This is a genomic window from Mesorhizobium sp. RCAM 05099 (genome assembly GCF_059683685.1).
This window is the reverse complement of record NZ_CM185035.1, coordinates 5643501-5670048: the sequence shown is the minus strand read 5'-3', so window position 1 is coordinate 5670048 and position 26548 is coordinate 5643501. Positions and strand designations below refer to the sequence as shown.

Genomic DNA, 26548 nt, shown 5'->3' with positions numbered 1-26548 from the left:
TGATTGTCAAAAAGCCCGAGCTGCAACGGAAGGACCCCCGACGTCCGCTCTCGTGTCCCGTTTCCGAGCCAGCCGCACAGAGCGCGTGGCGTCGATATTGACATTGCCAAAATCGTCGAAAACTACACCGTAGACGCTCGTGGCCTGTTCCTGGGAAACGTACCCTTCTCTAAGATCGCCAACCACCGACGCTTCTGTGCGTTCGGCGGGATCGCCATAACCACCGCCGCCGGACGAGACCGAGAGGATGCTTTCGCCCTTGGCGAGCCAGACACCCGTGCAAGCCGGTTGCACCTCAAGGCTGCCATCGGCAGTGCGCTTCAAAACCGTGGCTGCCCCGCCGTCATGACCGCCGCGGACGCCCTTGGCAACGTTGGTCATGCCGTCTGCATTGTAGAACACCCGCATTGGCGCATCGTGGGCTGGGCCGAACTCGACCCTGATGGAAGGCGCTCCGCGGAACGTCCCGGCACCGCCGGTATCTGGCAATATGCGTCGCTCGAAAATCCGCATCGGATATGAAAGTTCGTCCACTTCGATCGCGTCGTGGCGGCACATGCCGGCATTTCCGGCATGGATGAGCGTCAGCCATCCGTCCTGATGCGGTGTCGCCGGTCCGCCGGAGATTCCGAGGTGGACCTGGTTGACGTAGGCCTCGCCGTCAAGTCGCGAGTCGCGGCCTGAAATTACACCGCCGGCAGCTGGATAGATCGGTCCTGCCTCTGCCATGCCGTAGCCTGCTGCGATTGTCGCGAGCGCGCTCTGAGTGGCGCTTACCACACGGTCAGCGAGGTTCGTCGTGGCGACCGAACAGCTGAACGGATGGATTGGAATACCGACAGCACAGTTCTCGCGAAGAGCGATCTCGATGCGGCGGAAGGATCCGAAGTTGGAGGGAATAGTGTGGTCGCCTAGCGCGTTAAAGACACCGAGCAGTGCTCCGCTGCGAGCCGTGGCCTCCGTCAGGTTGAGGCCGCAGGGCAGACAGTCGGGGTTATCGCGCAGATCGATGGCTATGCGGGCATTCTGTGCATCGACCGTGACGTGAGCCTTGACCGGAATACCGTCAGGGGCACCGGGGAAGGGGTCATGACTGCTGATTGTCGTCGCGCTGCCGTTTGGCAGGCGGCGGATGGCCGCGTCGATGCGGCGCTCCGAATAGTCGAACCAGTTCTCCACATGACGAGCCAGACGATCCCAGCCGACATCCCGGCCGAGGGCGAGCAATTCGCGCTCGCCGATCCGCACGGCCCCGAGCGTCGCGAGATAGTCGCCCCACCAGATATCGGGCACGCGAATGCGTGCGCGGCACATGCGGATGATGTCACCAATGTCCTTGTAGGCGCGCTGTACCTGCACCGCAGGAAAGATCAAGGCACCTTCTTCGTAGAGGTCTACCGCGTCGCCGATATAGGTGGTGGGCTTCGAGTTGCCGCAATCTGCCTGATGGGCCTTAGCGAGCACGCTGTAATGATGCACGCCGTCGTCGTCGATGACGGGTACGAAAAGGCAATGGTCGGCGGCGTGCGAGTTGCCGTGGTACGGCGAGTTGTGAAGGAATGCGTCGCCGCGTTCCATGCCGGGATGCATCGAAGCAATGTAGCGGGCCATCTCGTCTGGCCCGGACATCACATGCGAGGGTAGGCTGACCGCGCCCGCAACCAACCGGCAGTCCGCGGTGAGCACGACGCACGAAAAGTCATGGCCGCTGTTGAGAACTCCCGAACGGGCCGTTCGGAATAGCGTATTAGCCATCTTGCGGGCGATGCTGTCGATGCGGCTCGCCAAGATCGCCATTTCAATTCCGCCGTCAGAAACGGACCCGCTCATGGAACTCTCCTCAGAATTGAACGACGAGGCCGCCGCCGGCGGTCCGAGTAACGACGGCGCCGGAATCAATCACGACGGTGGTGAACGGCGATTCGATCACGGCCGGACCGGTGAGGGCGTGGCCACTGGGCATCTCACCAACTTTTCGAACAGGCACGTCGGTCCAACCCTTTCCGGAGAGATATACCGGCCGCCGCGTCTCTTCCATTGATGGGGTCGTAGCCACCTCGGCCCTGCTCTCAGTTTCCTTCAGCACGCATCGCACGAATGCACGCCAGGCGATGATTTCAATTCCCGACGCGTCGTCGCTGATCTGGAAGAGGGTCTTGTGCTCGGTGTGGAAGCCTTGCACGAGCTCCGCGACGGAGATCGGGTCGTCGAAATTCTCATTGTTGACAGGAATTTCGATCTCCCAGACCTGCTTGGGATAACGCGCTTCCACGGCGATTTCGATTGAGCTGCGCAGCGAACCTTCGCCGTATTCGGCGATGAAGGCCTCGCATTTCGCCCGAAGGCTACGGACCACCTTCTTTGCTGTCAACGAATCGAAGCGAGCGCTCGTCATGTAGGCGACTTCCGTGAACTCGCCATAGAGATCCGACATCAGGGCGCCCACGGCGCTCAGCGTCGCACCGCTTTCAGGAACTATCACTGATCGACAGTTCAGCCGGCGCCCGACCGAGACAGCGTTCAGGCCTCCGGCCCCACCACCACCGATAAGGGTCGCCACCGTTGTGTCGATGCCTTGGTTTACGGCGATTTCCTCAATGGCGCCGACCATCTTCTCAGTCGTCAGAGCCATGACCGCCAGTGCGGCTTCCTCCACGCTGACCCCTAGGCGTGAAGAGACATGGCTCTTGAGAGCCGCTCGCGCAGCGGGAACGTCGAGCGGCATCGTGCCGCCGAGAAAATATGCAGGATCGATGTAACCCAGGATCGCGGCGCAGTCGGTGACCGTGGGCAGCGTTCCGCCCTGGCCGTAGCAGACCGGCCCCGGCATCGCAGTCGCGCTCTGAGGACCGACGTGCAGCAGGTTGCCCTCGTCTACCCAGGCGATGGAGCCGCCACCTGCTCCAACGCTCGTCACGTCCACCGACGGGAAGCCGGTGAGATGCCCTTGAAATGGCTGTCCAATCCAGCTCTCCTTGGTCCTCGGGATCCGTCCGTCGCGCACCACGGACACGTCATAGCTGGTGCCTCCGGTATCCGCTACGATCGCGACGTTGCTGTGGAAGTCGCGCATGGCATAGTGCCGGCCCGCGACCGGCGCCATGGCAGGGCCGGAGTTTAGAGCTTGGATCGGTGCCGCCGCCACCGCCTGTGCGTCCATCACCCCGCCCTGTGAGGTGACCATCAGAAGTCGACCCTTGAACCCCACTGCGACCAGCCGATCGCTCAGCGTCTGAAGATAATGGTTCATCGTCGGCTTCAGGGACGCGTCGATGCAGGCCGCAGAAGCACGCCGGTACTCGCGCAACGTCGGATTTAGTTCGTGCGAGAGGGTGAACGGAATGCCGGGGAGAGTGTCTCGGATCAGCGCGCCAACGCGTCTTTCATGGGCAGAATTTGCGATCGACCACAGGAGGCAGACACCGATCGCCTCGACACCATCGTTGCGCATTCGGTGAAGGGTGGCGACGAGCGCCGCCTCGTCGAGCGGCTCCACGATCCTGCCGCTCGCGTCGATCCGCTCGGCGACCTCGTAAGTGAGGGAGCGCGGAATGTAGGGATCGGGGAAAGGAAGGGAGTAGTTGAAGGGATCCGCCCGCCCGCCCTCACGGATAACCAGGACGTCAGGGTGCCCCCTGGTTGTCAGGAATGCTGTGCGCGCGACATTGCCCGTCAGCACGGCATTCAGCGAGCGGGTAGTGGCGTGAAGGAAGGTATCTACCTTGCAAAGGAACGCGGCTGTCTCCGTTCCGAAATGTTTCGCTGCTAGGTCGATTGCATTCAAGATGCCCCGCACGGGATCATCGGGAGTCGTGAGGCTCTTGAACATCAGTATCTCGGAGCCGATCTCCACGGCGAGGTCCGTAAAAGTGCCGCCAGTGTCGCACGACAAACGCATGGAACCGCTTGTTCCGTTTCTATGGGTCATTTCAGAACCTCTTGGACGAGCCCACCACCGTGATCGACCTCATCTGTCGCCAATGCTGAACCAGCAAGGGAGCGTCGACCGATCGAAACGCGCGTCGCACTATCCCTCGGACGTGCTTGTCAGGGAGATTTGGGGCCCAGCAGACCAACTGCCTTTACCTATTTTTCACAAAAGAAACATAGTTGCAAGAGGGAAAATTTTGTCACGGAGGCCGACTTCGGCGATTGCTATCGCCGTAGCCGGTTGAGGATGTAGCTCCCTCCCTACATGAGTTGGATATTGCTTTAGTTCGCGAATTTATCTTTTGCAGCGTAGGGCCGTGCGTGCAACTCGGCGGATCTTTCGGACACGCAATCGCGCATAGAGCACTTAGATCACGCAACAAGCAGGCGAATTCCGCAACAAAAATTCGGAGTTGACATTATGTTTCCAATGTGAAACTGTGTTTCCACGTTCCGTTATCGGGCGATGAGAGGGAGCGATTTTTTCAATAGTAGCGCAGCGCCCCGGGGCCTGCTGGTTCGAACCTTGGGCGTCAGCTTGTCCGATTTTGCGGCCGACGACGCTGTTGGCTGAAATCACTCATAAGAGGGAACATGACTGACAATAAGGAGAAATTAGCCGGAGCGCTTAGACTTCTTACAACAAGCGCTCGTGTCTTTTCTTGGTTCCCCTCTGGGCAAAGATGATCGAGCGCAGTCTTTAGCGTTGGGCGCACAGCACTACCTGTCCTCCCCGGCTAGTACTTTGCGACCGCCGCCAATGGATGCTTGTGTCCGTTGGCGGCAAAAAACTGTAGTCACCGAAATGTCTGGTGAGGCGTGACGAATGATGATGACAGGCTCCATGACGCAAACAAATAACATAGTTTCGAAGGGTATGATGGGGTGCATTAAGAAAAGTCGCCCTCGAGATGAGGGAAGTGGCAATTGAGAGGTTAGCCTGCCCTGAAATCGAACTTTCATTTAGAGGCGGTCCGAACCTTGGGCGTTAGGCCGTGGAGCGCGGATCTTGCAACTGGCGAAGACGCGGAACTACAAGCGCAGCGTCACCGTCGGAAGATACGCATGCCGCGTCACCCGCTCAAACCGTCCGAACGGAAAAACGCCGAATACATCCGCTCGGTGCTGCGGGAACTCATGCTGCTGACCCGCAACTCAAATCAAAGATTGCTAAGTTATTTTCTGGAGATGCCCTACATCGAGGTTAGCGACATCCTTCGAGACGATCGCGCATTTCAGAATGAAATTGGCAGCGCGAGGGAGCATCCATAGAAGGCAGAGAAAACACCAAGGGGGGTCTCGTCGGGGTACCACTTCCAGCGACGGCATGCTTGACCGATTGAAGCGTTTCGATGGCAAAGTAGAGAATACAAACTACGCGGCGGCGGCAGTCGAACGACCGACACTGATATTGGCTCGCCCCGTTGATCACGGTCGGGCCGCCAAGTCGACTGATGGTGGCTACAAGCAGTCTGGTATGGCGCGAGATGGCTGTGTTTGAGGTCGGGGAATATCTCGAAACCAAGGTATGTCCGGCTTCCCCGAGACTGGGTGGTCCTGCGGCGCGAGCGGCCGCGCAAACATCTCTAGTTTGTGGCCTCTACGTTCGGCAGTACCACCACAGAGGCCGGGAAGCGCCTTTCTCGCGAAAGCCCTCTTGGAACCTTTCACAAAGCCATCATTTGGTTCGGCCGGGTAACCATTCGGCCAGGGCCGTGGTGACCTGATTTCGGGCGACGGTTTTCTGCAGTTGGTTTCGTCGGTGCGTGGCTCCGAGCCCTGCGCTCATCGACGATATGCCGAAGGTTGTCGATGCCGTCTTCGGTGAAGACGACGATAGGTTTGCTTAGAGCGTCGGGCATTCTGACTGAATTGAAGGGATGCCATAATGTATCGACGACATGCTGTGAGAAAAGATAGATTTTAATTTCACATAGGGGGAAGTTGTTTGTCTACAGAGCGATACTGCGGCTTGGGACTTCCACTGCCATTCCCCATTCTTGATTGCTAAAACGGATGACCGATATGGTTGCCGGAGAACCGAATGACGTGCGATTGAAAAATGTCGGCGGCCAATGGATTGTCCAGGTCGTCGAAAATGGTAAAGTAAGTCGGCATTCATTCAACGCGCAAGCCGTTGCCGAGAACTACGCCGAATTGCAGCGAATTAGGCTCGGCCTGCCCGGAAAGCCACCACTTTGGGAGGAGAACCCGGTGGATGAGCGCTCTAAGCGCGAAATACCAGACTTCATCCTCAACGATGTTCTCGACCTCGCCGAGTACTCTGATCGCGGGATTGTCACTACCCTAGTCGATACACACGGAGTTCGCCTTCGTCTCCACCTCACAGCCGCGACCTCAGAATTGCTTTGCGAGCGAATTGCCTACGCGTTGGAGCGCCGGTACGGCGAATAGCGACCTAAGGCCAGACTGTCGCGTGGATCGACAATATCCGTGCAGGCGGACTGCCCTTAGCAGAATGTGAGCTCCTATTTAGCAGAACATCCTCTGGGTCCACCACGGTCGTATGAGCCATGCGATAGGTTTACTCAAACCGCGACGATCGGTGAATGTCGGGGTCGCGCGTTCCCGCAGCCCAGTCTTGGCGGAAAACCTCAGCAAACTCAGCGAGTTGCTGGAGTTTCGCTCTTTTGGCGCCGGAGTTGCCGTGCAGTTTGCCGACGACTGTTTCTCGCATTCGTCTGTTATCCTAGCCGTCGTTGTTGGCACTCTCGCCTGCAACCGGACGCACGGCTCATTCCGACGACGAGCGCACCGCCGCTAAGACCCGCACCGGCCGCCAGCGGAATCTCCTCGCCTGGCTGAAGCGGCTCCATCTGGTGAACTAGCGACAGGGACAGCGGGATCGTCGCGACGGAAGAGTTGCCGTAGTCGGCGATCATCTTTGACGATTGCTTGATCTGCTATGCCGAGGTTCCTGCCGAACGCATCAAAAAATGCGGGCATTGGCCTAGTGCGGCACGAACCGATCGATGTCCTGCGGCTGCAACTGGGCCGCGGCGAGTGCGTCCTTTGAACACGCTGTCATCGTGTCCACGGCCTTCGTGCGACAGTTTCAGGATTGTGTCGAAATTGGGCGAGACATGCCCGTTCTCGACCTTCGACAGAGTCGACATTGCGATGCCGGTCATCGAACTCACGTCCGAGAGCGTCCACCCATGATAGGCTCGGCGTTCTCGCAACAGCTTGCCAAGGTTCCTGCCTTTGTCATTCATGTCTTTCCATTGTTCCAATGGCCGGGCCGCCTTTCCTGCCTATGGTCATTTCTGCTCCATACTCGTGCGCAGCGACATTGCGCCAAGCGCCGCAAACAACAACGTGACGCATAGCACAACGGACACGAGCGCGTTGATCTCCGGGGTGAATCCGGTACGCATCATCGCCCAGAGGCGCATCGGAAGGGTTGTTTCCCCGCCAACGAGGAAGAAGGTTACCAAGGTTTCGTCGAATGACAATGCAAACGCGAGCAGCGAGCTTGTAACCAAGGCGGATCTAAGTTGCGGAAACACTACGTACAAGAAGGTTTCAAGATTATTTGCGCCGAGGTCGAGTGACGCTTCTATCTGCGAACTCTCAAGGGAATCCAAGCGTATCATTATCATCCGATAGATAACGGCCAATATTATAACCACGTGACCGGCCGTTACTGTGACCAGGCTGCGATCGACGTCGATCGCGCGGAAGGCTGTTAGCAGCGAGATACCAGTGATGATCGCCGGCAGCACGAAGGGTAGAAAGATCACGAATTCGACATAGGTCTGTCCCCTGCGGACACCCGTCTTCATATAGTAGGCGAGGCCCAGAGAGATTGTGGTCGAGACAATCACGGCAATCGCGCCGACAAGCAGCGAATTCGAGAGCGCCGCCATTAGCTGGGCATTGCCGGCAAACTTGCCATACCATTCCAGGCTGGGATTGGCCCAATCGATCCGATGATCCTTGACGCCAAAGAAGGAGAGGAGAATGACGATGAGGGCCGGCGCATAGAGCACAAAAAAAGTGAGGGCGCTTATTAGCCAGAGTCCGGCAATGGTGATCCGCTCCAGTCGGGTCATTTGATCCTCCCCGATCTCGCTATCAGCGATGCGAGACCAATCAAAACGACGACGGTCACAAGAAGGATGACGGCCAATGCCGCGCCGAATGGCCAGTTGTAAGCCATGCCAAACTGGCTCCAGATGGCGCGGCCAAAGGTGAAGCCGTCGCTGCCGCCGACCATCTGCGGCGTCAAGTAGTCACCGACGGAGATGACCATGACGAACAGCGCGCCGGCAATGGAGCCCGGCAGGCTGAGCGGCAGGACGACGGTTAAGAATATCTGTGCCGGCTTGGCTCCTAGGTCGGCTGCGGCGCTGATCAAAGATTGTGGGATGCGTTCGAGCGCAAGGAAAATAGGCAATATGCCGAAGGGCAGGTAGATGACAGTCATGGCAATCATCACTGCGGTCTGGTTGAATATTAGCAGCTTGCTGGGTTGCGCGATGACGCCCAGCGACAGCAATATTGAATTCAGAAATCCGTTGTAGCCCAGTATGCTGCGAACCGCGTAAATCTTAACGACATAATTCATCACCAGGGGGAGTGCGCTCAGGAGCAGAAGGAGGTAGCGTTGCGAGCCTTCGAGCCGCCAGATCACGTATGAGATGATGTAGCCGAACAGCAATGCCACGGTTGCCACGACGAGCGCCAGTTTTAGCGTGCCGAGGAAGACAAAAAGGTAGCTGCCGCTTTCAAAGAAGGCCGCGTAGTTCGCCAGGGTCAGGCGGCCGGTGACCTTGCCATTGTCCTGTTCTAGGACGCTGTAGCCCAGGAAGCAGAGCAATGGCAGCAGTATGATCACGGTCGGCAGGCCATACACTAGCGTCCGAGCCAGGGTTACACCAAGCGGCGGACGCTTTCTCCAGCTATCAAAAGCCGGAGTTTCGCCCGTGATCCCGGTTGTCGCCATCATTCATCCCCTCGGCAAGAAGCTGACATCGGCCTCCGCCCAACGCAGGGCCACGTCGTGGCCGGGACGCAATCTCGATGACCAGCCCGCCGTGGGAATGCGCACCTTTATTCGATGGTCGCCTGGCAAGGACAGCGACAACTGCGTGGTCGCGCCGAGGAAAGTGACATTCTCCAACCTGGCTTTGGAGACGCGCTGGCCGGGACCGGGGTCGGCGCCTTCCTCGTGCAGGCCAAAGCTCTCCGGTCGGATAGCGGCGAGGATGTCACGATCACTCGTCGAGGCGGCATGGACACCAAGCGGGGTCTCAACTACCGACACGCCGCTGTCCGTCTTTGGGCACGCGGGGAGCAGATTGTTTTCGCCGAAAAATTTGGCCACGAATTCGGTCTTCGGCTTGTAATAGATTTCCTGAGGCGTGCCGACCTGGATGAGCTTGCCATGGTCCATGACCGCGATGCGATCCGACATGGAGATCGCCTCCTCCTGGTCATGGGTGATGAAGACGAAGGTCGTTTTGATGCGCCGCTGTAAATTCTTCAGGAATTCCTGCATTGAGCGCCTGAGCTCCGCGTCGAGTGCCGCCAGGGGTTCGTCCAGCAGGATCACCTGCGGTTCACAAACGATGGCGCGGGCCAGTGCCACGCGTTGCCGCTGCCCACCCGACAGTTCGGAGGGATAGCGGCCCGCTTTGTCGGTGAGATTGACTGTATCCAGCACCGCCTTGACCCGACGGTCGATCTCTGCTCGCGGCATGCGTCGGATACGTAGGCCATAGCCGACGTTCTTCGCCACCGTCATATGGGGAAACAGTGCGTAGTCCTGGAAGACGGTGTTGAAGGGTCGTTTGAAGATCGGGACTTTGGCGATGTCCGTGCCGCGCAGAAGAATGCGCCCGCTCGTTGGCGGTGTGAAGCCGCCAACTATGCGCAGGATGGTTGTCTTACCGGATCCGGAAGGACCCAGGATGGTGAGAAACTCACCATCCCGGATATTCAGATTGACTGGTTTAAGTGCATTGAAGCTGCGAAAGGATTTGGTCACGTCGACCAAGCGGAGGACGTCGGAATGTCCCATTTCGTCTTCGTCGCCGCGGGCACTGGCCTGGACTGACATCACGGAACCGGTGTTGCCTTGATCTCGTTCCAGACCGCGATCCGTCGTGAGAAATCCTCCGGCGCCTGCAGAAAGACCAGCTTGTCCGAATAGGTAAGGCCAATCTTCGTATTGGCGTCCGCGTTTGTCGTGTTGCCGTACCCGGTTTTCTCGCTGATATAGGTTCCGACCTCTTTCTGCAGCATGGCATCGATCCAGGCGTGAGCGAGGTCGACATCCCGCGCGCCTTTGCTGATGGTCCAGCAATCGATCCAGCCGATCGCTCCCTCCTTTGGGATCGTCAGGGCGGCGTTCACACCTTGCTTCTCCAACATCGGCAGCTGCGGCTCACCCATGGACATCATCAGGTCGATGCCACCCTGTGCAAAGATGCTCACGCCATCGTCGAAGCCGGCGTAGTAGCTGGTAACGTTCGCCTTCTGGGCGAGCAGCTTTGCTTTGATAGCATCAAAGTCCGCATCGGTTAGGTTGAACGGATCCTTGACTTTGAGAACCAATGCCGTCGTCACGATCGCGTTGTTGGCATCGTCCATGACGATGATCTTGCCGCGATAGCTCGGATCCCACAGGACGTCCCAGCTGTCGGGCGCGGTCTTGAACGTATCGGCGTTGTAGATCAGAGGAATTGAGCCCCACGCAAATGGGGCTGCATAGGTCTTGCCGTCGAAAATGATTGCCGGCACCGCCTTGAAGGCCGGCACTAGGTTCTGCGCCGCGGGCAACTTGGAAAAATCGAGCGGCTGGATCAGTCGTTCTTGCGTAAGGCGCTTGTACGACGAGGTCTCAATCGCGACCACGTCGAAATCGGCTCCGTCGGACGCCGTCATCTTCGCAAAGATCTCATCAACGCTGCCGGTATAGCTGACGCTGACCGTCGCGCCTGTCTTCGCTTCAAAGGCCTTAACCCATTGATCGTCGGCGTAGCCTTCCCAGGTCAAAAGGCGCAGATTCTTGTCTGCGGCCTGGGTTGGACGAATGATGGCGGGCGTTGCGAGTGTGGCCACCGCCATACCGAGAAATTCGCGTCTTTTCATTGCGATCCCCTTCTTTGTACCGATGTCTCGTTCTCTAACTCTTGAAGCCGCTCGCGTTGCCGCAAAGCGCTGACGTAAATCCAATGCGTCTCGGCGCCCTTCGCCGAAGGGCGATGCCTTGCCAAGTCCCCATCTCTCCGTATTGTTTCGGGTTTCACGGAATACAAATTTTTTGTGGAACGCAAGAGATTTTTCTTTGAAGAAAATTATTCACAGACTAAGAAAGTGGCTCGAACTTAAAGCGGCGCGAGGACGGGACGATCTCATGATAGCAGGATACGAGAAGCGGCGAGTCGGCCGCACCGAGCTGTCGGCCACTGCGCTCGGGCTCGGAACAACGGCGATCGGCGGCCTCTACAACGCCACAAGTGAGCAGGCCGCGCACGAGACGATGGATGCGGCGTGGGAGCTTGGAGTCCGCTTCTTCGACACTGCCCCTCAATACGGGAACGGCATGGCTGAGCAACGGCTCGGCGCTTTCCTTAAAACCAAGCCGCGTGACAATTACGTGCTCTGCACCAAGGTGGGCCGTCTGCTGCGGCTGCCCGACGAGCCAGAGGATGAGGACCAGTACTACAAGGCGACCCCGCCGCTGCGGCCAGTGTTCGATTTTAGCTATGACGGAGTCATGACCTCTGTCGAGGACAGCCTGAGGCGCCTCGGGCTCGACCGCATCGACGTGCTGCACATTCACGATCCGGACAGCCACTATCGGCAAGCGCTCGACGGTGCGTACAAGGCGCTCGACAAGCTCCGGGCCGAGGGCAGAATCGGTGCGGTTGGTGCGGGTATGAACCAGGCCGAGATGCTGACGGAATTCGCCCGCAACGGCAATTTCGATTGTTTCCTGCTGGCTGGTCGTTACACGCTTCTGGAGCAAGGTGCGATCGCAGAATTCCTCCCCACCTGCGTTAAGAAGAACATCTCCGTGATCATCGGTGGCGTCTACAACAGCGGCTTGCTCGCCAATCCCAGCGCAGGGGCCAAATACAACTACGAGGATGCCGACAGGTCGTTGATCGACCGGGCACTGGAGCTGGAAAAAGTCTGCCTCGAGCACGGCGTACCGCTCAAGGCCGCGGCGATCCAGTTCCCCTTGGCGCATCCGGCCGTCGCAAGCGTCCTGACTGGCGTCCGTAGCCGCGCGGAAATGCTTGAAAACGATGAGCTCTTTCGGCGGCCTATTCCCGCGTCGCTATGGGAGGACCTGCGGGGCAGGGGCCTCATCCGTGCCGAGGCGCCGACCGCATGATCATCGATGCCCATCAGCATTTCTGGAAATTGTCGACCGGCGACTATCCCTGGATGGCAGGCGATGCCATGCGGCCCCTGCGGTCGGACTTCGGTCCTGACGATCTGAAGCCGCTGATGGATGAAGCCGGCGTCGACAAGACGATCGTCGTCCAGTGCCGGCACGACGCCGAGGAGACCGGTGACCTGTTGGCCATTGCCGATACGCAGGATTTTATTGCCGGCGTGGTCGGCTGGGTCGATCTTCTGGCCGACGATGTCGCCGGCCAGATCGAGCATCTGCAAGCCATCCCCGGCGGCAGTCGTCTTGTCGGCATCCGTCACATTGCTCATGACGAGCCAGATGCCGGCTGGTTGAACAGCCTCGCGGTAAGGCGGGGGTGGAGGCGGTGGTCCGAGCCGGGCTGACATACGACTTGCTGTCGCGTACGCGTGAGTTGCCATCGGCAATCGACTTGGCAAAGGCCCATCCTCAGGGTCGTTTCGTGCTCGACCATATTGCCAAGCCTCCGATTGCGAGCGGTTCGATGGTTGCGTGGCAGCGTCTCTTTGAAGAGATCGCGGCCCTGCCTAATGTGTGGTGCAAGATTTCGGGCATGGTCACCGAAGCCGACTGGCTGACCTGGAAGCTGGAGGATTTCGACCATTACATGCAAATCGCGCTCGATCTCTTTGGCGCCGATCGCCTCATCTTCGGCTCTGACTGGCCGGTCTGCACGCTTGCCGCCACGTATCGTGACGTGAGGGCAATTGCCATGCGGCTGTCGGATAGACACCCAGATATCGCCGCCCGCTTCTATCATCGCAACGCGGTGGCGGCATACAAACTCATACTCTAGACAGAGCAAGGTCCTCCATGAATACCGATTTCGACAATGGTGTGTGGCATAATGAGCCCAGGAACTGGAAGGCTGATCAGAATGGCCTGACGATGACAACTGATGCCAAGACGGACTTTTGGCGCGAGACGTACTACAGCTTTGCCCGCGACAATGGTCATTTTCTCGGCTTTGCCAGCGACGGTGGCTTCACCGCCAGCATGCGCATTCGTGGTGAGTTCCGCACGCTCTACGACCAGGCCGGTCTCATGGTGCGGATCGACGAGACGAAATGGATCAAGACTGGTGTCGAATTCACTGACGGCGAGCTCTTCTTGTCGACTGTCATTACCGACGGCAAGTCCGATTGGTCGGTCTCCCAGCCTTTCAAGGAGTTGAACGATTTCCGGATCCGCATCACCATCGACAAAGGCGCGGCCCGCATTCAGGCTTCCCGCGACGGCTCCTTTTGGCCGTTGCTGCGGCTTGCGCCGTTTCCGGTGGCGCCATCCTACCAAGTCGGCCCGACCGCCTGCACGCCAGAACGCGCGGGGCTTACGGTTCACTTTTCCGAATTGTCGATTGGGCCGGCTATTACGACCGACCTACATGACCTAACTTGAGGACCTCTCATGCTTATCGGTATCGATCCCATTCTCAACGCCGACATACTCTACGCGCTGCGCGCCATGGGCCATGGAGACGAGATCGCCATCGCTGATGGCAGCTTTCCGGCCCAAACCGTGGGTCAGCGGTTGATCCGCATGGAGGCGAGCGACTTGAAGCGGATGTTGACGGCGGTGCTTTCGGTGATGCCGGTGGATCGGGACGAGCCAGACCCTGTGCTCGGCATGGAGGTAATCGGCGAGTCCGACAAAATCGTCCCAGCACACGGGCTGGTGCAAAAGGCGCTCGATGACCTGCCGGGCGAGAAGCTCACGCTCAAACGTATTGAGCGTTTCGCATTTTACGAACGGGCCAAGCAGGCATTTGCGGTGATCGCGACAGGTGAAACTCTTTTTTACGGCAACGTCATTATTCGGAAGGGTACCGTCAACCTCGGGGGCAATTGAGACAACCGACCGGGATGGTTCCATCTCCAAGATCGCGCGTACACGCCAAACGCGGAGCCAGCCGAGTTGACGTGGCGAAATCCTCTGCGGCGACCGTCGATTTTAGAGCTACGGCCCGTTCCGCGAGAGCTGCTCGGGCCTGAGCTAGAGAGTATCTCTTCCAGCACTTGGTTTCTGGCCGCGGCTTCCGCAGGCGGTGAAACTTGGCCACAATTTAGTGTTCGAGAGAGATTCTTTCGGCGATGCAACGAAGGACTATGTGCCGCAGCTGCCGCAAGTCCGTAACGGCAAAATCGGCCTCAACGTGAGCAGCGTCATTGAGAGAACAAAAAGCGGTCTTCAACCCGGCAGCGCGGGCGGATCGCAATCCTGCAAGACTATCTTCCACAGCGAGCACCTGGGTTGGTCGGAGATTGAGCTTGGCACATGCCGTGGCATAGGGCTCGGGGTCTGGCTTGCCGTATCGCACGTCATCTAGACTTATTGAGAACGCCATGCGCTCCTTTATGCCAAGAGTGAACATATTGGCATCAACGATCTTGCGACCTGAGTTTGAAACGCAGACCTGTGCAAAGCCACACGCGGCGAAGCAGTCGATCGTTTCGATCGCGCCAGGCATTGGCTCAAGGCTGCGACACCTATCGGCGTAATAGTCAACAATCGCATCATGCCAAGTTTGCTCCGTGAGCCTTGGCGGCATCCGATGCGAAAGGGAAAGCCATACTTCTGGCATGTGCACGCCACAGAACCGGTCATTTGGAATTTCCGAAAGGTCGACCTGCCAACGCTTGCAGACGGTGACCAGCGCCTCATGATGCAAAGGCTCGCTGTCGATCAGGGTACCATCAATATCCCATGCAATGGCACGTATAGTCACCCTCTGGTTCCTCTCGGCTAGTTCTTGCTGTTACTGTTTTTGCAGTTAGTGATTACCCAATGACGGCTGTCGCCAACAAGGACGAACAGTAGATGGATTAATTCATGCCACTTATGAATCGTCTCTTCGCTTCTTCGAACCGCGCAAACGCAATCAGCCGAGGAATTCGGTCGAACGGGAGTTCCATGATTGACCCGTCCTCGTTTACGACCCTTATTTGTCCATATATCGATCAACTGATCGGTATTTGGTGCTGCAGCCGAAGGTCGGACAAGCCCGGTGTCTCATTCGGAGTCCTCGCCACCAGGTTCGCCACCGAATACGAGACATACGAAGGATATGGCTGGGCTAACCGCCTGCTAACCGATTGTTTTTGTTGAATAGACGATGTCCCTCCGGGCCCACCAAAATACCTGTATAAGTAATTGATTTTATTGTATTTTTTGAAATCTGCCCACGACATGGACTCGAACCCCCTCCCGACGAGAACAATCAGCGTGTGACGTGAAACCGTCGAGTCAAAGGGGTGAACAAGCAGGTTCATGCATGGCGCTCCCGGCCGCATCAGGCAGGCCGAGGCCCGCAGATCGGCCTTGTAGATTCCGATGTCTATGTCGTCGCCAACGGCTCTTGAAGCCGCCGAGCTGGGGTTCTTCGTGCGCGCGAACTCGAGTCGGCCCCGCTCCGGCTGAAGCGCGTCAACACGGTCTCATTGAAACGCCGCTGGCGCTTCGAAATCCACGATGGGCGATCGTCGAAGCCCAACATCGAAGCCCTTCGTCAAGCGGTCGAAGCGCTGAACGTTCGACAGTCGATGCTGGCGGCGCCAAGATCGTCATTGAAAACGAGACTTTCGGAGCCCATCGCGTGGGCGCCTGACGCGCCCTTCAAGCGGATTTTGCTAGCGGCTAGCGGTTATATTGTCGCCCGAGCTACGACTGATAAGCTCGAGTTGCGAGCGCCGCACCGCGTATCCGAGATCAGCGAGATCGGTTGTCTCGTGCTCGAACATGATGCGCCAACAGATCGTGTCCCAGGGAGTGGTGTAGCTGACGGCTTGGTCGCCGCGCTCTCCGGCATGGGGCCGGGCTGATCAGCGTGCCACGGCTGGCAGGCTGATGAGAGGATCATCGCTCATTTGGCTGATGGTTTCCAGCGTCATGTATCTCGCCCGCTGCACGGCCCATTCGTCGTTCTGTTCGAGTAGGATCGCGCCAACCAGGCGGACGATGGCGTCATCATTTGGGAAGATGCCGACGACCTCGGTGCGCCGCTTGATCTCGCCGTTGAGGCGCTCGATCGGGTTGGTCGAGTGCAGCTTGGCGCGGTGCTCCTTGGGGAAAGTCATGTAGGCAAGCACGTCGGGCTCGGCGTCGTCCATGATTGTCGCCAGCTTCGGCACCTTCGGCCGGATCTGGTCGGCGACGGCGCGCCATTGCGTGCTTGCGGCCTCGGGCGTTTCCTGGGCAAAGGCGGTGGCGATGAAAGCGGAGACGACGCGGCGCCCGCTCTTGCCGGCATGGGCCAGCACGTTCCTCATGAAGTGGACGCGGCATCTCTGCCATGTCGCGCACAGCACCTTGGTGACGGCCGCCTTGATGCCTTCATGGGCATCGGAGACGACGAGCTTGACGCCGCGCAGGCCGCGGCGGGTCAGCTTGCGCAAAAACTCCGTCCAGATCGGCTCGGCCTCAGAGGTGCCGACCTCCATGCCCAGCACCTCGCGCCGGCCGTCCGCGTTGACGCCGACAGCGATGATGACGGCGACCGAGACGATGCGGCCGCCGCGGCGCACCTTCAGGTAGGTGGCGTCGATCCACAGATATGGCCAGTCGCCCTCGATGGGTCTTTCGAGGAACGCTTTGACCTTGCCGTCGATCTCTTCACACAGCCGGCTGACCTGGCTTTTAGAGATGCCGCTCATACCCATGGCCTTGACCAGGTCGTCGACCGAGCGGGTCGAGATACCTTGCACATAAGCTTCCTGGATGACGGCGGTCAGCGCCTTCTCGGCCATGCGGCGCGGTTCGAGGAAACCGGGGAAGTAGGAGCCCTTCCTGAGCTTGGGGATGCGCAGTTCGACGGTGCCGGCGCGCGTCTCCCAGTCGCGCTCACGATAGCCGTTGCGCTGGGCCGTGCGCAACGGGTTCTTCTCGCCATAGGCGGCGCCGGTGGCGGCTCCCACCTCCAGCTCCATCAGCCGCTCGGCGGCAAAGCCGATCATCTCGCGCAAGAGATCGGAATCCGGAGTCTTCTCCACGAGCGCGCGCAGGTTCATCATGTCGTCGGTCATCGATGGTTCCTTCGAATCAGGTTGGTGTCAGCAACCCGACCTTACCGGCGAACTGTCGATGACCACCGCAAAGCCGCTCGCTCGCTACGGCGCTGTTGAGGGCGCGCTCGCGAGCGGCTTCGCTACCGCCGAGATACACCACCTGTGGGGACGCGACCCGCCAACAAACCACCTCGACGATTTAGTGCGAGCCGGAGCCAATACTGTAAGGGCCCTTCAGCCTTTCCGACGCCAGCGGATAACGCGTCTATAGTGCGTCTGACACCATCTCGATCCGCTCTTCGGTGACCGCGTCGAAAAAGTGAAGCCTGTGGCGCAGCAATGTCAGTTCAAGCTCGTCGCCGGCTGTTGGGCAGACCGTCTGATCCGAAGCGCGCTGTATGATGGGGCCAATTTTCGTTTCAGTGAACACCAGACGCTCGTGTCCGAGGTTTTCGGTGACCGCCACCCGTCCTGTGATCGTCGGGCCTTCGGCATGCGCACCGACAACCACGTGCTCCGGCCGTATGCCGACAATCACCTTGGATGGCAGGGGTCGCTTTATCTTGACGGCAATATCCTGGCCTCCGATGCGTATGGTTGCCTGTCCTGAACTCTCTGCTTCGAAGGTATTCATTTTGGGAGAGCCGATGAAGCGCGCAACGAACAGGTTCGTCGGCTTGCTGTAAATCACTTCCGGTGTGTCGTATTGCATCAGATTGTGGGTGCCCTTAACCGCGATCGGGGCAAGCACCGCGATCTTGTCGCCCATGGTCATGGCCTCGACCTGATCGTGCGTAACATAGATCATCGTCGCTCCCAGCTTCTGATGCAACTGACGCAATTCCAGCCGGATCGAAGCGCGGAATTCCGCGTCGAGGTTCGACAGCGGCTCGTCGAACAGAAAAACCTTGGGATGGCGAACGATGGCGCGGGCCAGCGCGACGCGTTGGCGCTGGCCACCGGAAAGCCTGCCGGGGCGCTTGTGCAGGTGATCCGTCAACCCCACCATCTTGGCCACCTCGCGTACGGCGCGATCGATTTCAGTGGCATCGATTTTTCGGATCTTCATGCCAAAGGAGATATTCTCGAAGACCGTCATATTGGGGTAGAGCGCGTAGTTCTGGAACACCATGGCGACATTGCGATCGGCGGGATTGGCTGCCGACACATTGTTTTCATCGATGAATATGTCCCCGCCCGAATGTGGCTCGAGCCCCGCGATCAGGCGCAGGATCGTGGATTTTCCGCAGCCGGAAGGGCCGACCAGAACCGTGAATTCGCCGTCGGCAATCTCCATTTGCAGGGCCTTGACGATGGTCACAGGTCCGTAGGCGATGTCGATATTGCGAAGCGAGACGTTGGCCATTTTCCAATCCTTGTAATATTCGAGCAAGCCGCCCCGAGCGGCGCCGGTCATTCGTGTGGCCTATTTGACGGCACCGAGACTCAACCCCTGCACGATGCGGCGTTGCGCGAGGATGGCAAAAAGCGCCATGGGCAGTATTACGATGATGGATGCCGCCGACATTGCGCCCCAGTCGATCGAGGCATAGCCACGAAAACCCGCGACGGCCAAGGTGACGGTTTGGGCGCGGTCGAAAGTCAAAGCGAGCGCGATGGTCAACTCGTTCCACATCTTTATCGAATTCAGGATCGCGGTGGCCGCAAGCCCAGGCGCGGCGATGGGCACATAGATTTTCCAGATAATCTGGCTGGTTGAGGCGCCCTCCAACTGGGCGGCTTCAGCCAGGGAAGAGGGCACATCGGCGAAGAAAGCGCGCACGAGCCAGATCGTGAAGGGCAAGGTGAAGATCTGATAGACGATCGCCAAGCCGATTACCGTGTCATAGAGACCAACATATTGATAGAACACATACATTGGGATCACGAACAGGAACTCGGGAAGCATGTAGGATATCAGCAGCCAGATCAGAATTGTCCGCTTTGCCGGCACGCGGCGTTTGTTCAGCATGTAGGCAGCGGGTATGCCGACGGCGAAAGCGAGCAGGTTGCCTATCACGCATACGAGCACGCTGTTGAAAAATGCCCCCGAAAATCCGCTGGTGGTCCAGGCGCGCTGGAAATGCTCCCAGACTGGGGAAAAAAACCAGACCGGCGGGATGGCGAAGGCGTCGGTGCGGGTTTTCAGGGCGATCATCGCGATCCAAAGGATTGGGAAGATCGAAATGATCGCGGCCAAAATTGCCGCTGCGTAGCGCCAGACGATGCCGAGGGATGCCGGTCTCATGATGCGTCCTCTTCCGTGGTGTCGAGCCGAAGATAGGCAAGGCAAAGCAGCAGGATGATGAGGGAGAACACAACCGAAAGCGCCGCCGACTCGCCGAAGCGGTGAAACTTGAAGGCGGTCTGGTAAGCCAGCGTCTGCACGACTTCAGTGGCGCGAAGCGGTCCACCGCCGGTGGTGCCGAAGACAATGTCAAAGATCTTGAGCGTGTCCACCGTGCGGAAAATGATGACGGTAATGAGCACGGGCTTGAGCATCGGCAAGGTGATGTGGCGGAAGGTTGCCCACGCGCCGGCGCCCTCAAGCTGCGCGGCTTCAAAGGGCTCGGCAGGCAGGCCCTTGAGCGCGGAGGACAGAATGATGAAGGTAAAAGCTGTCTGCCACCACGTGTCGATCATTATGATGGAGGGCATGGCGGTGGGCACGGTGCCCAGCCAGGCAGGGCCGGCGATGCCGATCTGAGCGAGGAAATAGTTTATGATGCCCTGGGTCGGGTCCAGCAACACTTTCCAGACCAGGGACACGGCGATACCAGAAACCATCAGGGGCATCAGAAGAATGGTTCGGATTATTCCGGCGCCTACCGTGAGCCGATTGATGACCAGCGCCAGCCCGAGCCCGAGCAGGGTCTCCACAACAACGGCGGAAACTGAAAAGATCAGCGTGTTGAAGAATGCGCCGCGAAACTGGGGTTTGGTCAGCACGCTGATAAAATTCGTCAGCCCGACGAAATTGCTGGTTTTGCCCCAGTTCCAATCGGTGAAAGACAGATAGATCGAATAGATCACGGGGTAAAAAGTGTTGAGCGCTAGCATCAACAATGCCGGCACCAGAAGCCAGTAAGGGTTAAACGCCGTACGCCGCATGGTCGTCTCCAACATCAGAGGCATCTTGGACCGGTGCGGCGGGCGGGGCGGTTCGCCCCCCGCCGAAGGCGTTATTGGAAAGTGCCAGCCAGCGTTTCTTGCAGTCCATCGGCCGCTTGTTGCGGGGGCGTGCCCGCGACCATCGCGTGGATCGTGTCGACGATCTGCAAGACGACTTCGCTCCAGCCTTCACGGAAGACCGAGGTCGGGCGGGTGTGCTGCATCTGGGTCTGCACCGCCGCCACATAGCCCGGGTTGAGCGCGGCTTTGTAGCCGGCATCCGCCCAGGACGAGAGGCGCGGAGCGCCGCCGGTGTTTTTGCCAAGTTCGGCTGTCATGGCCTTACCTGTTGCCCATTCCACAAACAGCCAGGCCGCACCCTTCTTCTTCGAGTTCTTCGGGATTGAGATGCCCCACGACCAGTGACCGCTATACCCGATGTCGCCAGCGGACGGGGGAAGGGGCGCATAGCCGACCTTGCCAGCGATCTTGGATGAAGCCGGATCCTCGAAGCCGGGGCCAAAGACCGAAGCGTCGACGAAAAAGGCTGCGTGCCCTTCGGAGAAGAAGCGGCTGGCGTCTTCCCAGCCATACGACAGCACGCTTGGCGGGCCAGCCTTCAGCAGGCCCGCATAGTAGGATAGGCCTTTGGCAATGCGCGGATCGTTGAAGCGCGGTTTGGCCCAGTCGCCGTCGAACCAGATATTTTCCGGCAGCGCCGCGGGCTGGTCGCCCCAGGCATCCAGCACGATCCCGGTCATCGTATCAACAAGTTCGGCCGATCGCTTGCCGCGCATCGCGGCGCCGAAATCCTGCCCATTGCCCGCCGCCGTCACTTTGGCGGCGTCGGCCATCAGCTCATCCATGGTCGCCGGCACCTTGCCGCCGAGATATTTTGCGACGAGATCCTTGTTGTAGAACAGCGTGTAGGCTTCGAACGAGATCGGGATCGAATAGAGCTGGGCCGCCGGATCGTTCACCGGAAACGTCGCGCCAAGCCGGAACCCGGCCGGGTAATCCTGCAGGTCGTAGGCCGCATCCGTCTTGTTGGCGTCGTTGAGGAATGGGGTTAGTGGCTCGACCGCATCCGCGCCCCACTGTTCGAACAGGGCCGAGTCCATCTGAACCATATACGCATCGGCGAGCGGCTCCGTGGAACGAACCGCAAGGTTCATGCGATCAGTGTAGAGGTCTTCAGCGAAGGCGGAAATGTTGACCTTTATTCCGGTCAGGGCCTCGAACTCGGAAATGTTCTTCCTCAGCGCGACTGTCCAGGGGTGCTCGCTGAGAAGGACGGTGATTTCCGTACCTGATTGCGCTTTCCAATCGATGGCAAAAGCCGGGGCTGCCGAGATAGCCAGGGCGGCGGCGGCGGCGAGAAGTTTCGCATGTCTTTTCATACTCACTTCGAACTCTCCTAAGGCAGCGTTGCGTTGACAGCTTGTATTAACATGCTAATATCCTAATGTCGAGTCATGAAAACATACGAATCGAGGAGCCGGCAAAATGAGCGAACGAGGGTTCCGTAAGATGGGGGTTCGCAGGACAGGGGGCGTACCGATGTACGCGCAGGTGTCCGACATTCTAGCGGCCGACATTGAGAGCGGCGCGAGGAGCGACGAAGGTCCGCAACTACCTTCGGAAAGCACGCTGGCCAAGGAGTTCAAAGTATCCCGAGTGACGGTGCGGCAAGCACTGAAACGGCTCGAAGCGCGCGGGCTAATATATAGCGAACAGGGTCGCGGGTATTTCAAGACCGCGGCACGCATGGGCGGCGTCTCTGGATTTCACAGCTTCACCCATGAGGTTCGCAAAACGGGCGACACGCCGGGCACCATCGTCCTTGAGAGACAAATCGTGGCGTCCTTGCCCCAGGACATGCAGAACCATCTGAAGATTCAGCACCCGGCCAATGTTTCCCTCGTCTATCTCAAGCGCGTTCGCACGATAAACGAGGTGCCGATTGCGATCGAGGACGTCTACCTGCCGGTCGATATGTATTCCGGCATTGAAGGGTTGAATGTCGGAGAAGGCTCTCTCTACAGCCAGATCGAAGAACGCTGGGGCGTGGTCCCAGCCTGGACCGACGCCCTGTTCGAGCCTGTGGCAGCGACCGAGGAGGAGGCTCGAGTGTTGAAGGTTGCTCCAGGGAGCCCGCTTTTGGCCGTTTGGCGCGTCACGCTGACCGAAAGCGATGACGTGGCCGAGTATGTGAAATCAACCTATCGGGGCGGCGATTTCAAACTGCATGTCAGTCGCTACCGCCTCGCGGACTGAGCCCACATGAGCGAGAGGTTCGTCATGGGTGTGGATATCGGTGGAGGAAGCACCAAGCTTGGGCTTGTTTCGCCTGACGGCAGGATCATCGCACGTCAACGGGTGACCTATGCGAAGGCGCCAACCGGCGAAAAGATCCTTTTCGACTACGCCAACGCCATCGACGATCTGATGCGCGGTCAAAAGGTCGAGCGGTTAGCCGGGATCGGCATCGGCTACCCCGGTCACATTCTCCCGGATCATGTCAGTGGGGACGACAGCAATGTGCTGGCGCTCGATGGAATGCCGATCGCCGCTATTCTCAAGCGCCGCTTCCAGTGCCCTGTCCGGCTCATAAACGATGCAGACGCAGGGGCGATTGCCGAGCATCGTTTCGGTGCCGGTCGTGACGTTGATCGACTGCTGATGATTACCGTCGGCACCGGCATTGGTCTGGCGTTCCTGGTGGACGGTGTGCCAACAAGCACTGCGAATGGCTGTCTTGGCGACGCCGGCCACGTCATTGTTGTGCGCGACAATGCGGTGCGCTGCCGGAAAGGCTGTCTGGGGTGCCTCGAATCCGTAGCCTCGGGCGAGGCGATCGAGGCGTATGCCCGCCGGGTTCGACCGGGTCACAAAGCCACGAGTGCTACCGCCGCGCTCGTCCGCGACACCTTGGACGGCAATGCTCAGGCCATCGGTATTATATCCGAAGCCGGGTTCTGGATCGGAATGGCCGCGGCCAGTTGGTGCAACATTTTTGCACCCAGGAAGGTTCTGGTTGGCGGCGGCATCAGCGCGGCCGGCGGGATCCTCGTTGATGCGATCCTTGCCGAAACCAAGCGCCGCGGCATGCCCTCGAACGTCGAAAACACGAGTTTCGGGATCGCTGAACTCGGCAATGATGCGGGGATCATCGGCGCGGCGGCACAGATGTTCTAACGAACCCTCTTTTCATGAGGCGACCGCGCCTCTGACCCGAAAATTACAGATGGAGTTGTCATGACTGTCGCAAAAAATTTCCTGGCCGATATCCGCGAGCAACCCGCAGCGATACGCCGCGCTTTGGCGGGTGTAACGGAGGCAAAGGCCGCTCAGATAGAGGCGCTCTCGTCTGCTGTGGCCAGCGGCCGGATACGTCATATCATTTTGACTGGTATGGGGGGATCGCTACACAGTGCCTACGGCAGTTGGCAGCGGCTGGCACGGACAATGGCTGTGCCGGTTTCGCTTTGGGACACCTCCGAACTTATCCAACAAGCGCCGGAGGTGCTGCGTGCCGACACGCTGGTAATCGCGATCTCCCAATCTGGAGAAAGCGTAGAGCTGAAGAAACTGACCGAAAGCGCCAGCCGGCCGTTTTTCGTGATTTCAATCACCAACGGTCCCACCAATTCACTTTCAGCATGGGCCGATTGCGCCATAGCAACCGACGCCGGCAGGGAAGACGCGGTTTCGACCAAGACCTATGTGGCGGGTTTCATCGCGCTCTGCGTTGTCGAGCGTATCCTCCTCGACAGAACTCGGGAAACTGCGGCTGAGATAGAGCTTGTGGCCGATGCAGCGGCGGCCCATCTCGACCGGTTCGAAGATGGTGCGCATGAAGCTTTCGAATTTCTCGGTCATGACAAACCGCTGAACTTCATTGCCCGCGGCGCCAGCTATTCCAGCGCAGCCATGGCTGCGTTGATGACGGTGGAGGCCACCAAGCTCGACTCGACTGCCTTGACAGGCGGACAGTTCCGCCACGGTCCGCTGGAGTTGGTGCGCGAAGGTTTTCGAGCGGTGCTGTTCCTGGGAAGTGGCCCGGTGCGCGAGCTAAACGAACTTACAGCTCAGGATATCGCTCGCTTTGGAGGACGCTGTCTTGTTATCGCCTCCAATCCTCGGAAGGAGTTGCGAAGGTCGGGGGTTGAAATCTTGGAACTGCCGGACGCTCCTTCTGCCTTGTTGCCGGCTTTGGAAATCATCCCGCTGCAGTTCATGATGGTGCCTTTGGCGGTTGCCCGGGGTTTTACGCCCGCGGTGTTCCTCAATGGCACCAAAGTGACAACGGTCGAGTAGTCCACTCCCCAACTTCGCCTCCGACCAAACCGATTGCACGCGAGGACCTCGCTCATGAGTGTCAAATCCAATGAATACGAGTATGTCATCGTGGGAGCGGGGTCAGCCGGTTGCGTACTGGCCAATCGCCTGACCGAGGACCCCAACGTATCCGTCTGCCTTCTGGAAGCGGGGCCATCGGACCGAAGCCTCTTTATCCAGATGCCGGCCGCGCTGACGTTCCCAATAGAAAGCGACGTCTACAACTGGAAGTTCGAAAGCGAGCCGGAACCCGCCTTGCACCATCGAAGGATCGGCCAGGCGCGCGGCCGCTGTCTTGGCGGCAGTTCGTCGATCAACGGCATGGTCTTCGTCCGTGGCAATCCCAAGGACTATGACCAATGGGTTGGGCTCGGCGTCGAGGGCTGGAGCTTCGCCGACTGCCTGCCTTATTTTATCAAGATGGAGAGTTTTGAGGGTGGGCGCGATCCCAACAGGGGTGGCTCCGGCCCGTTGAGCGTGACCCGCAGCGAGGCCAAACATCCGTTTTACGATGCTTTTTTGCGGGCAGGTGAGCAATATGGGCTCGGCAACGCCGGTGACTACAACAGCGGAAGCCAGGAAGGCGTGCACGTCACCCAAGCAACGATCCGCAAAGGCGTGCGCTGTTCCACCGCCGCGGCCTATCTGCGCCCGGCGATGTCGCGCCCCAACCTGACGGTCAAAACCGGCTGCCTAGTCGAGAAAATCGCTTTTGACGGCACGACGGCCACGGGCGTCGTTTACAGCCGCAATGGTCAGGTCGAAAAGGCGATGGCGGGGCGTGAGGTGATCCTGTCTGCCGGAACGATCGGTTCACCTCACCTCCTGATGCTCTCGGGCGTGGGCGAGGCCGCTCACCTGCGCAGCCATGGCATTCCGTTGGTCGCGCACAGCCCCGGTGTCGGACGGAACCTGCAGGATCACGTCGTGGCCTCATTGCGCTTCCGTTCCAACGGCGCCGACGCCATCAACCGCAAACTGGAAAGTCTCGGACGGATCAAACTGGGTTTGGAATGGCTGCTGTTCAGATCCGGGCTGGGCGCTACCAGCTTCTTTGAAGTAGGCGCCTTTTTCGATGGCGGCAGCGGCACGGACTATTTCAACCTGCAGCACGAGTTTCTGCCCTTTCTGGCCGACTTCCAGTCCGGAAAAGTGGTGCTGGGAGACGGCTTTCAATATTTTGTCAGCCAGATGCGCCCGTTCAGCCGAGGCGCTATCCGACTAAAATCAGCGGACCCGAAAAAGTATCCGGCAATTCAGTTCAACTATTTCGATGACCGGCGCGATATGGTCGAAATGGTCGACGGCGTGCGCAAGACGCTGGAAATGGCCGGACAGGCTGCCTGGAGCAAGCACAGTGCCGGGCAATTGGACGCGGTAGGCCGCAATTCAACGGATGCCGAAATCGAAGCCTTTATCCGCAATGTCGCAAACACCGAACATCATCCAGTTGGCACGTGCAGCATGGGCACGGACGGCGAGGCGGTCACGGATGCGGTGGGCATGGTGCACGGGACTAAACATTTGCGCGTTGTTGATGGCTCGATCTTGCCGAAAATCCCCTCCGCCAACGTCAATGCACCCATTATCATGGCTGCTGAGAAAATATCAGCGGCGATCGTTCACCAAATTGCCTGAGCGATGCGACTCACTCATGCTCGGGGCATGCTTGGCGTGGCCAATAGAAAGACTGGTTTCGCTGCCCACCCAAGGCCGTTTCTCTCGGCTGAGCTAAACAATTGTCTGCTCGGTT

The 26548-nt window shown here is 58.9% G+C and carries 21 protein-coding genes and 3 pseudogenes; 10 read left to right on the top strand and 14 right to left on the bottom strand.

All coding sequences use genetic code 11. The features are described from left to right. Nucleotides 1-6 precede the first annotated feature (6 nt). Nucleotides 7-1830 carry a hydantoinase B/oxoprolinase family protein gene (locus AC56QQ_RS27930; protein ID WP_497100582.1) on the bottom strand — a complete coding sequence of 608 codons (1824 nt, stop codon included), beginning with the start codon at nt 1828-1830 and terminating at the stop codon, nt 7-9. A 10-nt stretch (nt 1831-1840) separates the two neighbouring features. Next, nucleotides 1841-3928: a hydantoinase/oxoprolinase family protein gene (locus AC56QQ_RS27925; RefSeq protein ID WP_497100583.1), complete on the bottom strand. Its 2088-nt coding sequence runs from the start codon at nt 3926-3928 to the stop codon at nt 1841-1843. 1067 nt (nt 3929-4995) lie between these two features. On the opposite strand from AC56QQ_RS27925, the gene AC56QQ_RS27920 reads away from it, so the two are divergent. Next, on the top strand, nt 4996-5202 hold the full coding sequence (locus AC56QQ_RS27920) for a hypothetical protein (RefSeq protein ID WP_489859877.1): 207 nt from the start codon (nt 4996-4998) through the stop codon (nt 5200-5202). Nucleotides 5203-5946: 744 nt separating this feature from the next. Further along, complete coding sequence (locus AC56QQ_RS27915; protein WP_489859878.1) at nt 5947-6345, top strand: hypothetical protein; 399 nt, start codon at nt 5947-5949, stop codon at nt 6343-6345. A gap of 290 nt (nt 6346-6635) precedes the next feature. On the opposite strand, the pseudogene AC56QQ_RS27910 reads toward AC56QQ_RS27915, so the two are convergent. The 6 genes and pseudogenes from AC56QQ_RS27910 to AC56QQ_RS27885 all read right to left on the bottom strand — a co-directional run. Next, a pseudogene (locus AC56QQ_RS27910) lies at nt 6636-6994 on the bottom strand (3-oxoacyl-[acyl-carrier-protein] synthase III C-terminal domain-containing protein); the annotation flags it as partial. A 64-nt stretch (nt 6995-7058) separates the two neighbouring features. Further along, nucleotides 7059-7166 (bottom strand): annotated as a pseudogene (locus tag AC56QQ_RS27905) (RodZ family helix-turn-helix domain-containing protein); the annotation flags it as partial. 45 nt (nt 7167-7211) lie between these two features. Then, nucleotides 7212-8006 carry an ABC transporter permease gene (locus AC56QQ_RS27900; RefSeq protein WP_489859879.1) on the bottom strand — a complete coding sequence of 265 codons (795 nt, stop codon included), beginning with the start codon at nt 8004-8006 and terminating at the stop codon, nt 7212-7214. Then, on the bottom strand, nt 8003-8902 hold the full coding sequence (locus tag AC56QQ_RS27895) for an ABC transporter permease (protein WP_497100584.1): 900 nt from the start codon (nt 8900-8902) through the stop codon (nt 8003-8005). The genes AC56QQ_RS27900 and AC56QQ_RS27895 overlap by 4 nt, the downstream gene beginning before the upstream one ends. Beyond that, on the bottom strand, nt 8903-9976 hold the full coding sequence (locus tag AC56QQ_RS27890) for an ABC transporter ATP-binding protein (protein WP_497100585.1): 1074 nt from the start codon (nt 9974-9976) through the stop codon (nt 8903-8905). Nucleotides 9977-10014: 38 nt separating this feature from the next. Next, entirely contained in the window at nt 10015-11049 is a 1035-nt protein-coding gene (locus AC56QQ_RS27885) for an ABC transporter substrate-binding protein (protein WP_489859882.1), read from the bottom strand. Nucleotides 11050-11314: 265 nt separating this feature from the next. On the opposite strand from AC56QQ_RS27885, the gene AC56QQ_RS27880 reads away from it, so the two are divergent. The 4 genes and pseudogenes from AC56QQ_RS27880 to AC56QQ_RS27865 all read left to right on the top strand — a co-directional run bounded on the left by AC56QQ_RS27880 (nt 11315) and on the right by AC56QQ_RS27865 (nt 14191). Beyond that, nucleotides 11315-12301: an aldo/keto reductase gene (locus tag AC56QQ_RS27880; protein ID WP_489859883.1), complete on the top strand. Its 987-nt coding sequence runs from the start codon at nt 11315-11317 to the stop codon at nt 12299-12301. After that, nucleotides 12247-13139: pseudogene (locus AC56QQ_RS27875) on the top strand (amidohydrolase family protein). Before AC56QQ_RS27880 ends, AC56QQ_RS27875 begins: the two are co-directional and overlap by 55 nt. Before the next feature lie 17 nt (nt 13140-13156). Further along, on the top strand, nt 13157-13741 hold the full coding sequence (locus AC56QQ_RS27870; protein WP_489859885.1) for a DUF1349 domain-containing protein: 585 nt from the start codon (nt 13157-13159) through the stop codon (nt 13739-13741). Nucleotides 13742-13750: 9 nt separating this feature from the next. Further along, a complete protein-coding gene (locus AC56QQ_RS27865; protein WP_489859886.1) occupies nt 13751-14191 on the top strand; it encodes an RbsD/FucU family protein in 441 nt (146 codons plus the stop codon). 214 nt (nt 14192-14405) lie between these two features. On the opposite strand, the gene AC56QQ_RS27860 is transcribed toward AC56QQ_RS27865, so the two are convergent. The 6 genes from AC56QQ_RS27860 to AC56QQ_RS27835 form a co-directional block, all read right to left on the bottom strand. Next, entirely contained in the window at nt 14406-15068 is a 663-nt protein-coding gene (locus AC56QQ_RS27860) for an HAD family hydrolase (protein WP_489859887.1), read from the bottom strand. A 1093-nt stretch (nt 15069-16161) separates the two neighbouring features. After that, a complete protein-coding gene (locus AC56QQ_RS27855; protein ID WP_489864002.1) occupies nt 16162-17361 on the bottom strand; it encodes an IS256 family transposase in 1200 nt (399 codons plus the stop codon). Nucleotides 17362-17608: 247 nt separating this feature from the next. Then, nucleotides 17609-18760 (bottom strand): ABC transporter ATP-binding protein, encoded by a 1152-nt coding sequence (locus AC56QQ_RS27850; RefSeq protein ID WP_489859888.1) that lies wholly within the window; start codon nt 18758-18760, stop codon nt 17609-17611. Between the two features lie 9 nt (nt 18761-18769). Then, complete coding sequence (locus tag AC56QQ_RS27845) at nt 18770-19543, bottom strand: carbohydrate ABC transporter permease (RefSeq protein WP_489859889.1); 774 nt, start codon at nt 19541-19543, stop codon at nt 18770-18772. A gap of 44 nt (nt 19544-19587) precedes the next feature. Further along, the gene (locus AC56QQ_RS27840; protein ID WP_489859890.1) at nt 19588-20454 is read right to left on the bottom strand and encodes a carbohydrate ABC transporter permease; all 867 of its coding nucleotides are present in this window, start codon (nt 20452-20454) and stop codon (nt 19588-19590) included. A gap of 71 nt (nt 20455-20525) precedes the next feature. Next, nucleotides 20526-21854, bottom strand: coding sequence for an ABC transporter substrate-binding protein (locus AC56QQ_RS27835; RefSeq protein WP_489863641.1), 1329 nt, complete (start codon nt 21852-21854; stop codon nt 20526-20528). Between the two features lie 160 nt (nt 21855-22014). On the opposite strand from AC56QQ_RS27835, the gene AC56QQ_RS27830 reads away from it, so the two are divergent. From AC56QQ_RS27830 to AC56QQ_RS27815, 4 genes are read left to right on the top strand one after another with little or no spacing between them, the layout of a single operon-like run. Continuing rightward, nucleotides 22015-22731, top strand: coding sequence for a GntR family transcriptional regulator (locus tag AC56QQ_RS27830; protein ID WP_497124163.1), 717 nt, complete (start codon nt 22015-22017; stop codon nt 22729-22731). Between the two features lie 6 nt (nt 22732-22737). Beyond that, nucleotides 22738-23652, top strand: coding sequence for an ROK family protein (locus tag AC56QQ_RS27825; protein ID WP_489859892.1), 915 nt, complete (start codon nt 22738-22740; stop codon nt 23650-23652). Between the two features lie 60 nt (nt 23653-23712). Next, a complete protein-coding gene (locus AC56QQ_RS27820; RefSeq protein ID WP_497100588.1) occupies nt 23713-24774 on the top strand; it encodes an SIS domain-containing protein in 1062 nt (353 codons plus the stop codon). Nucleotides 24775-24828: 54 nt separating this feature from the next. Beyond that, nucleotides 24829-26433, top strand: a complete 1605-nt coding sequence (locus AC56QQ_RS27815) for a GMC family oxidoreductase (RefSeq protein ID WP_489859894.1) — start codon at nt 24829-24831, stop codon at nt 26431-26433. Nucleotides 26434-26548 lie beyond the last annotated feature (115 nt).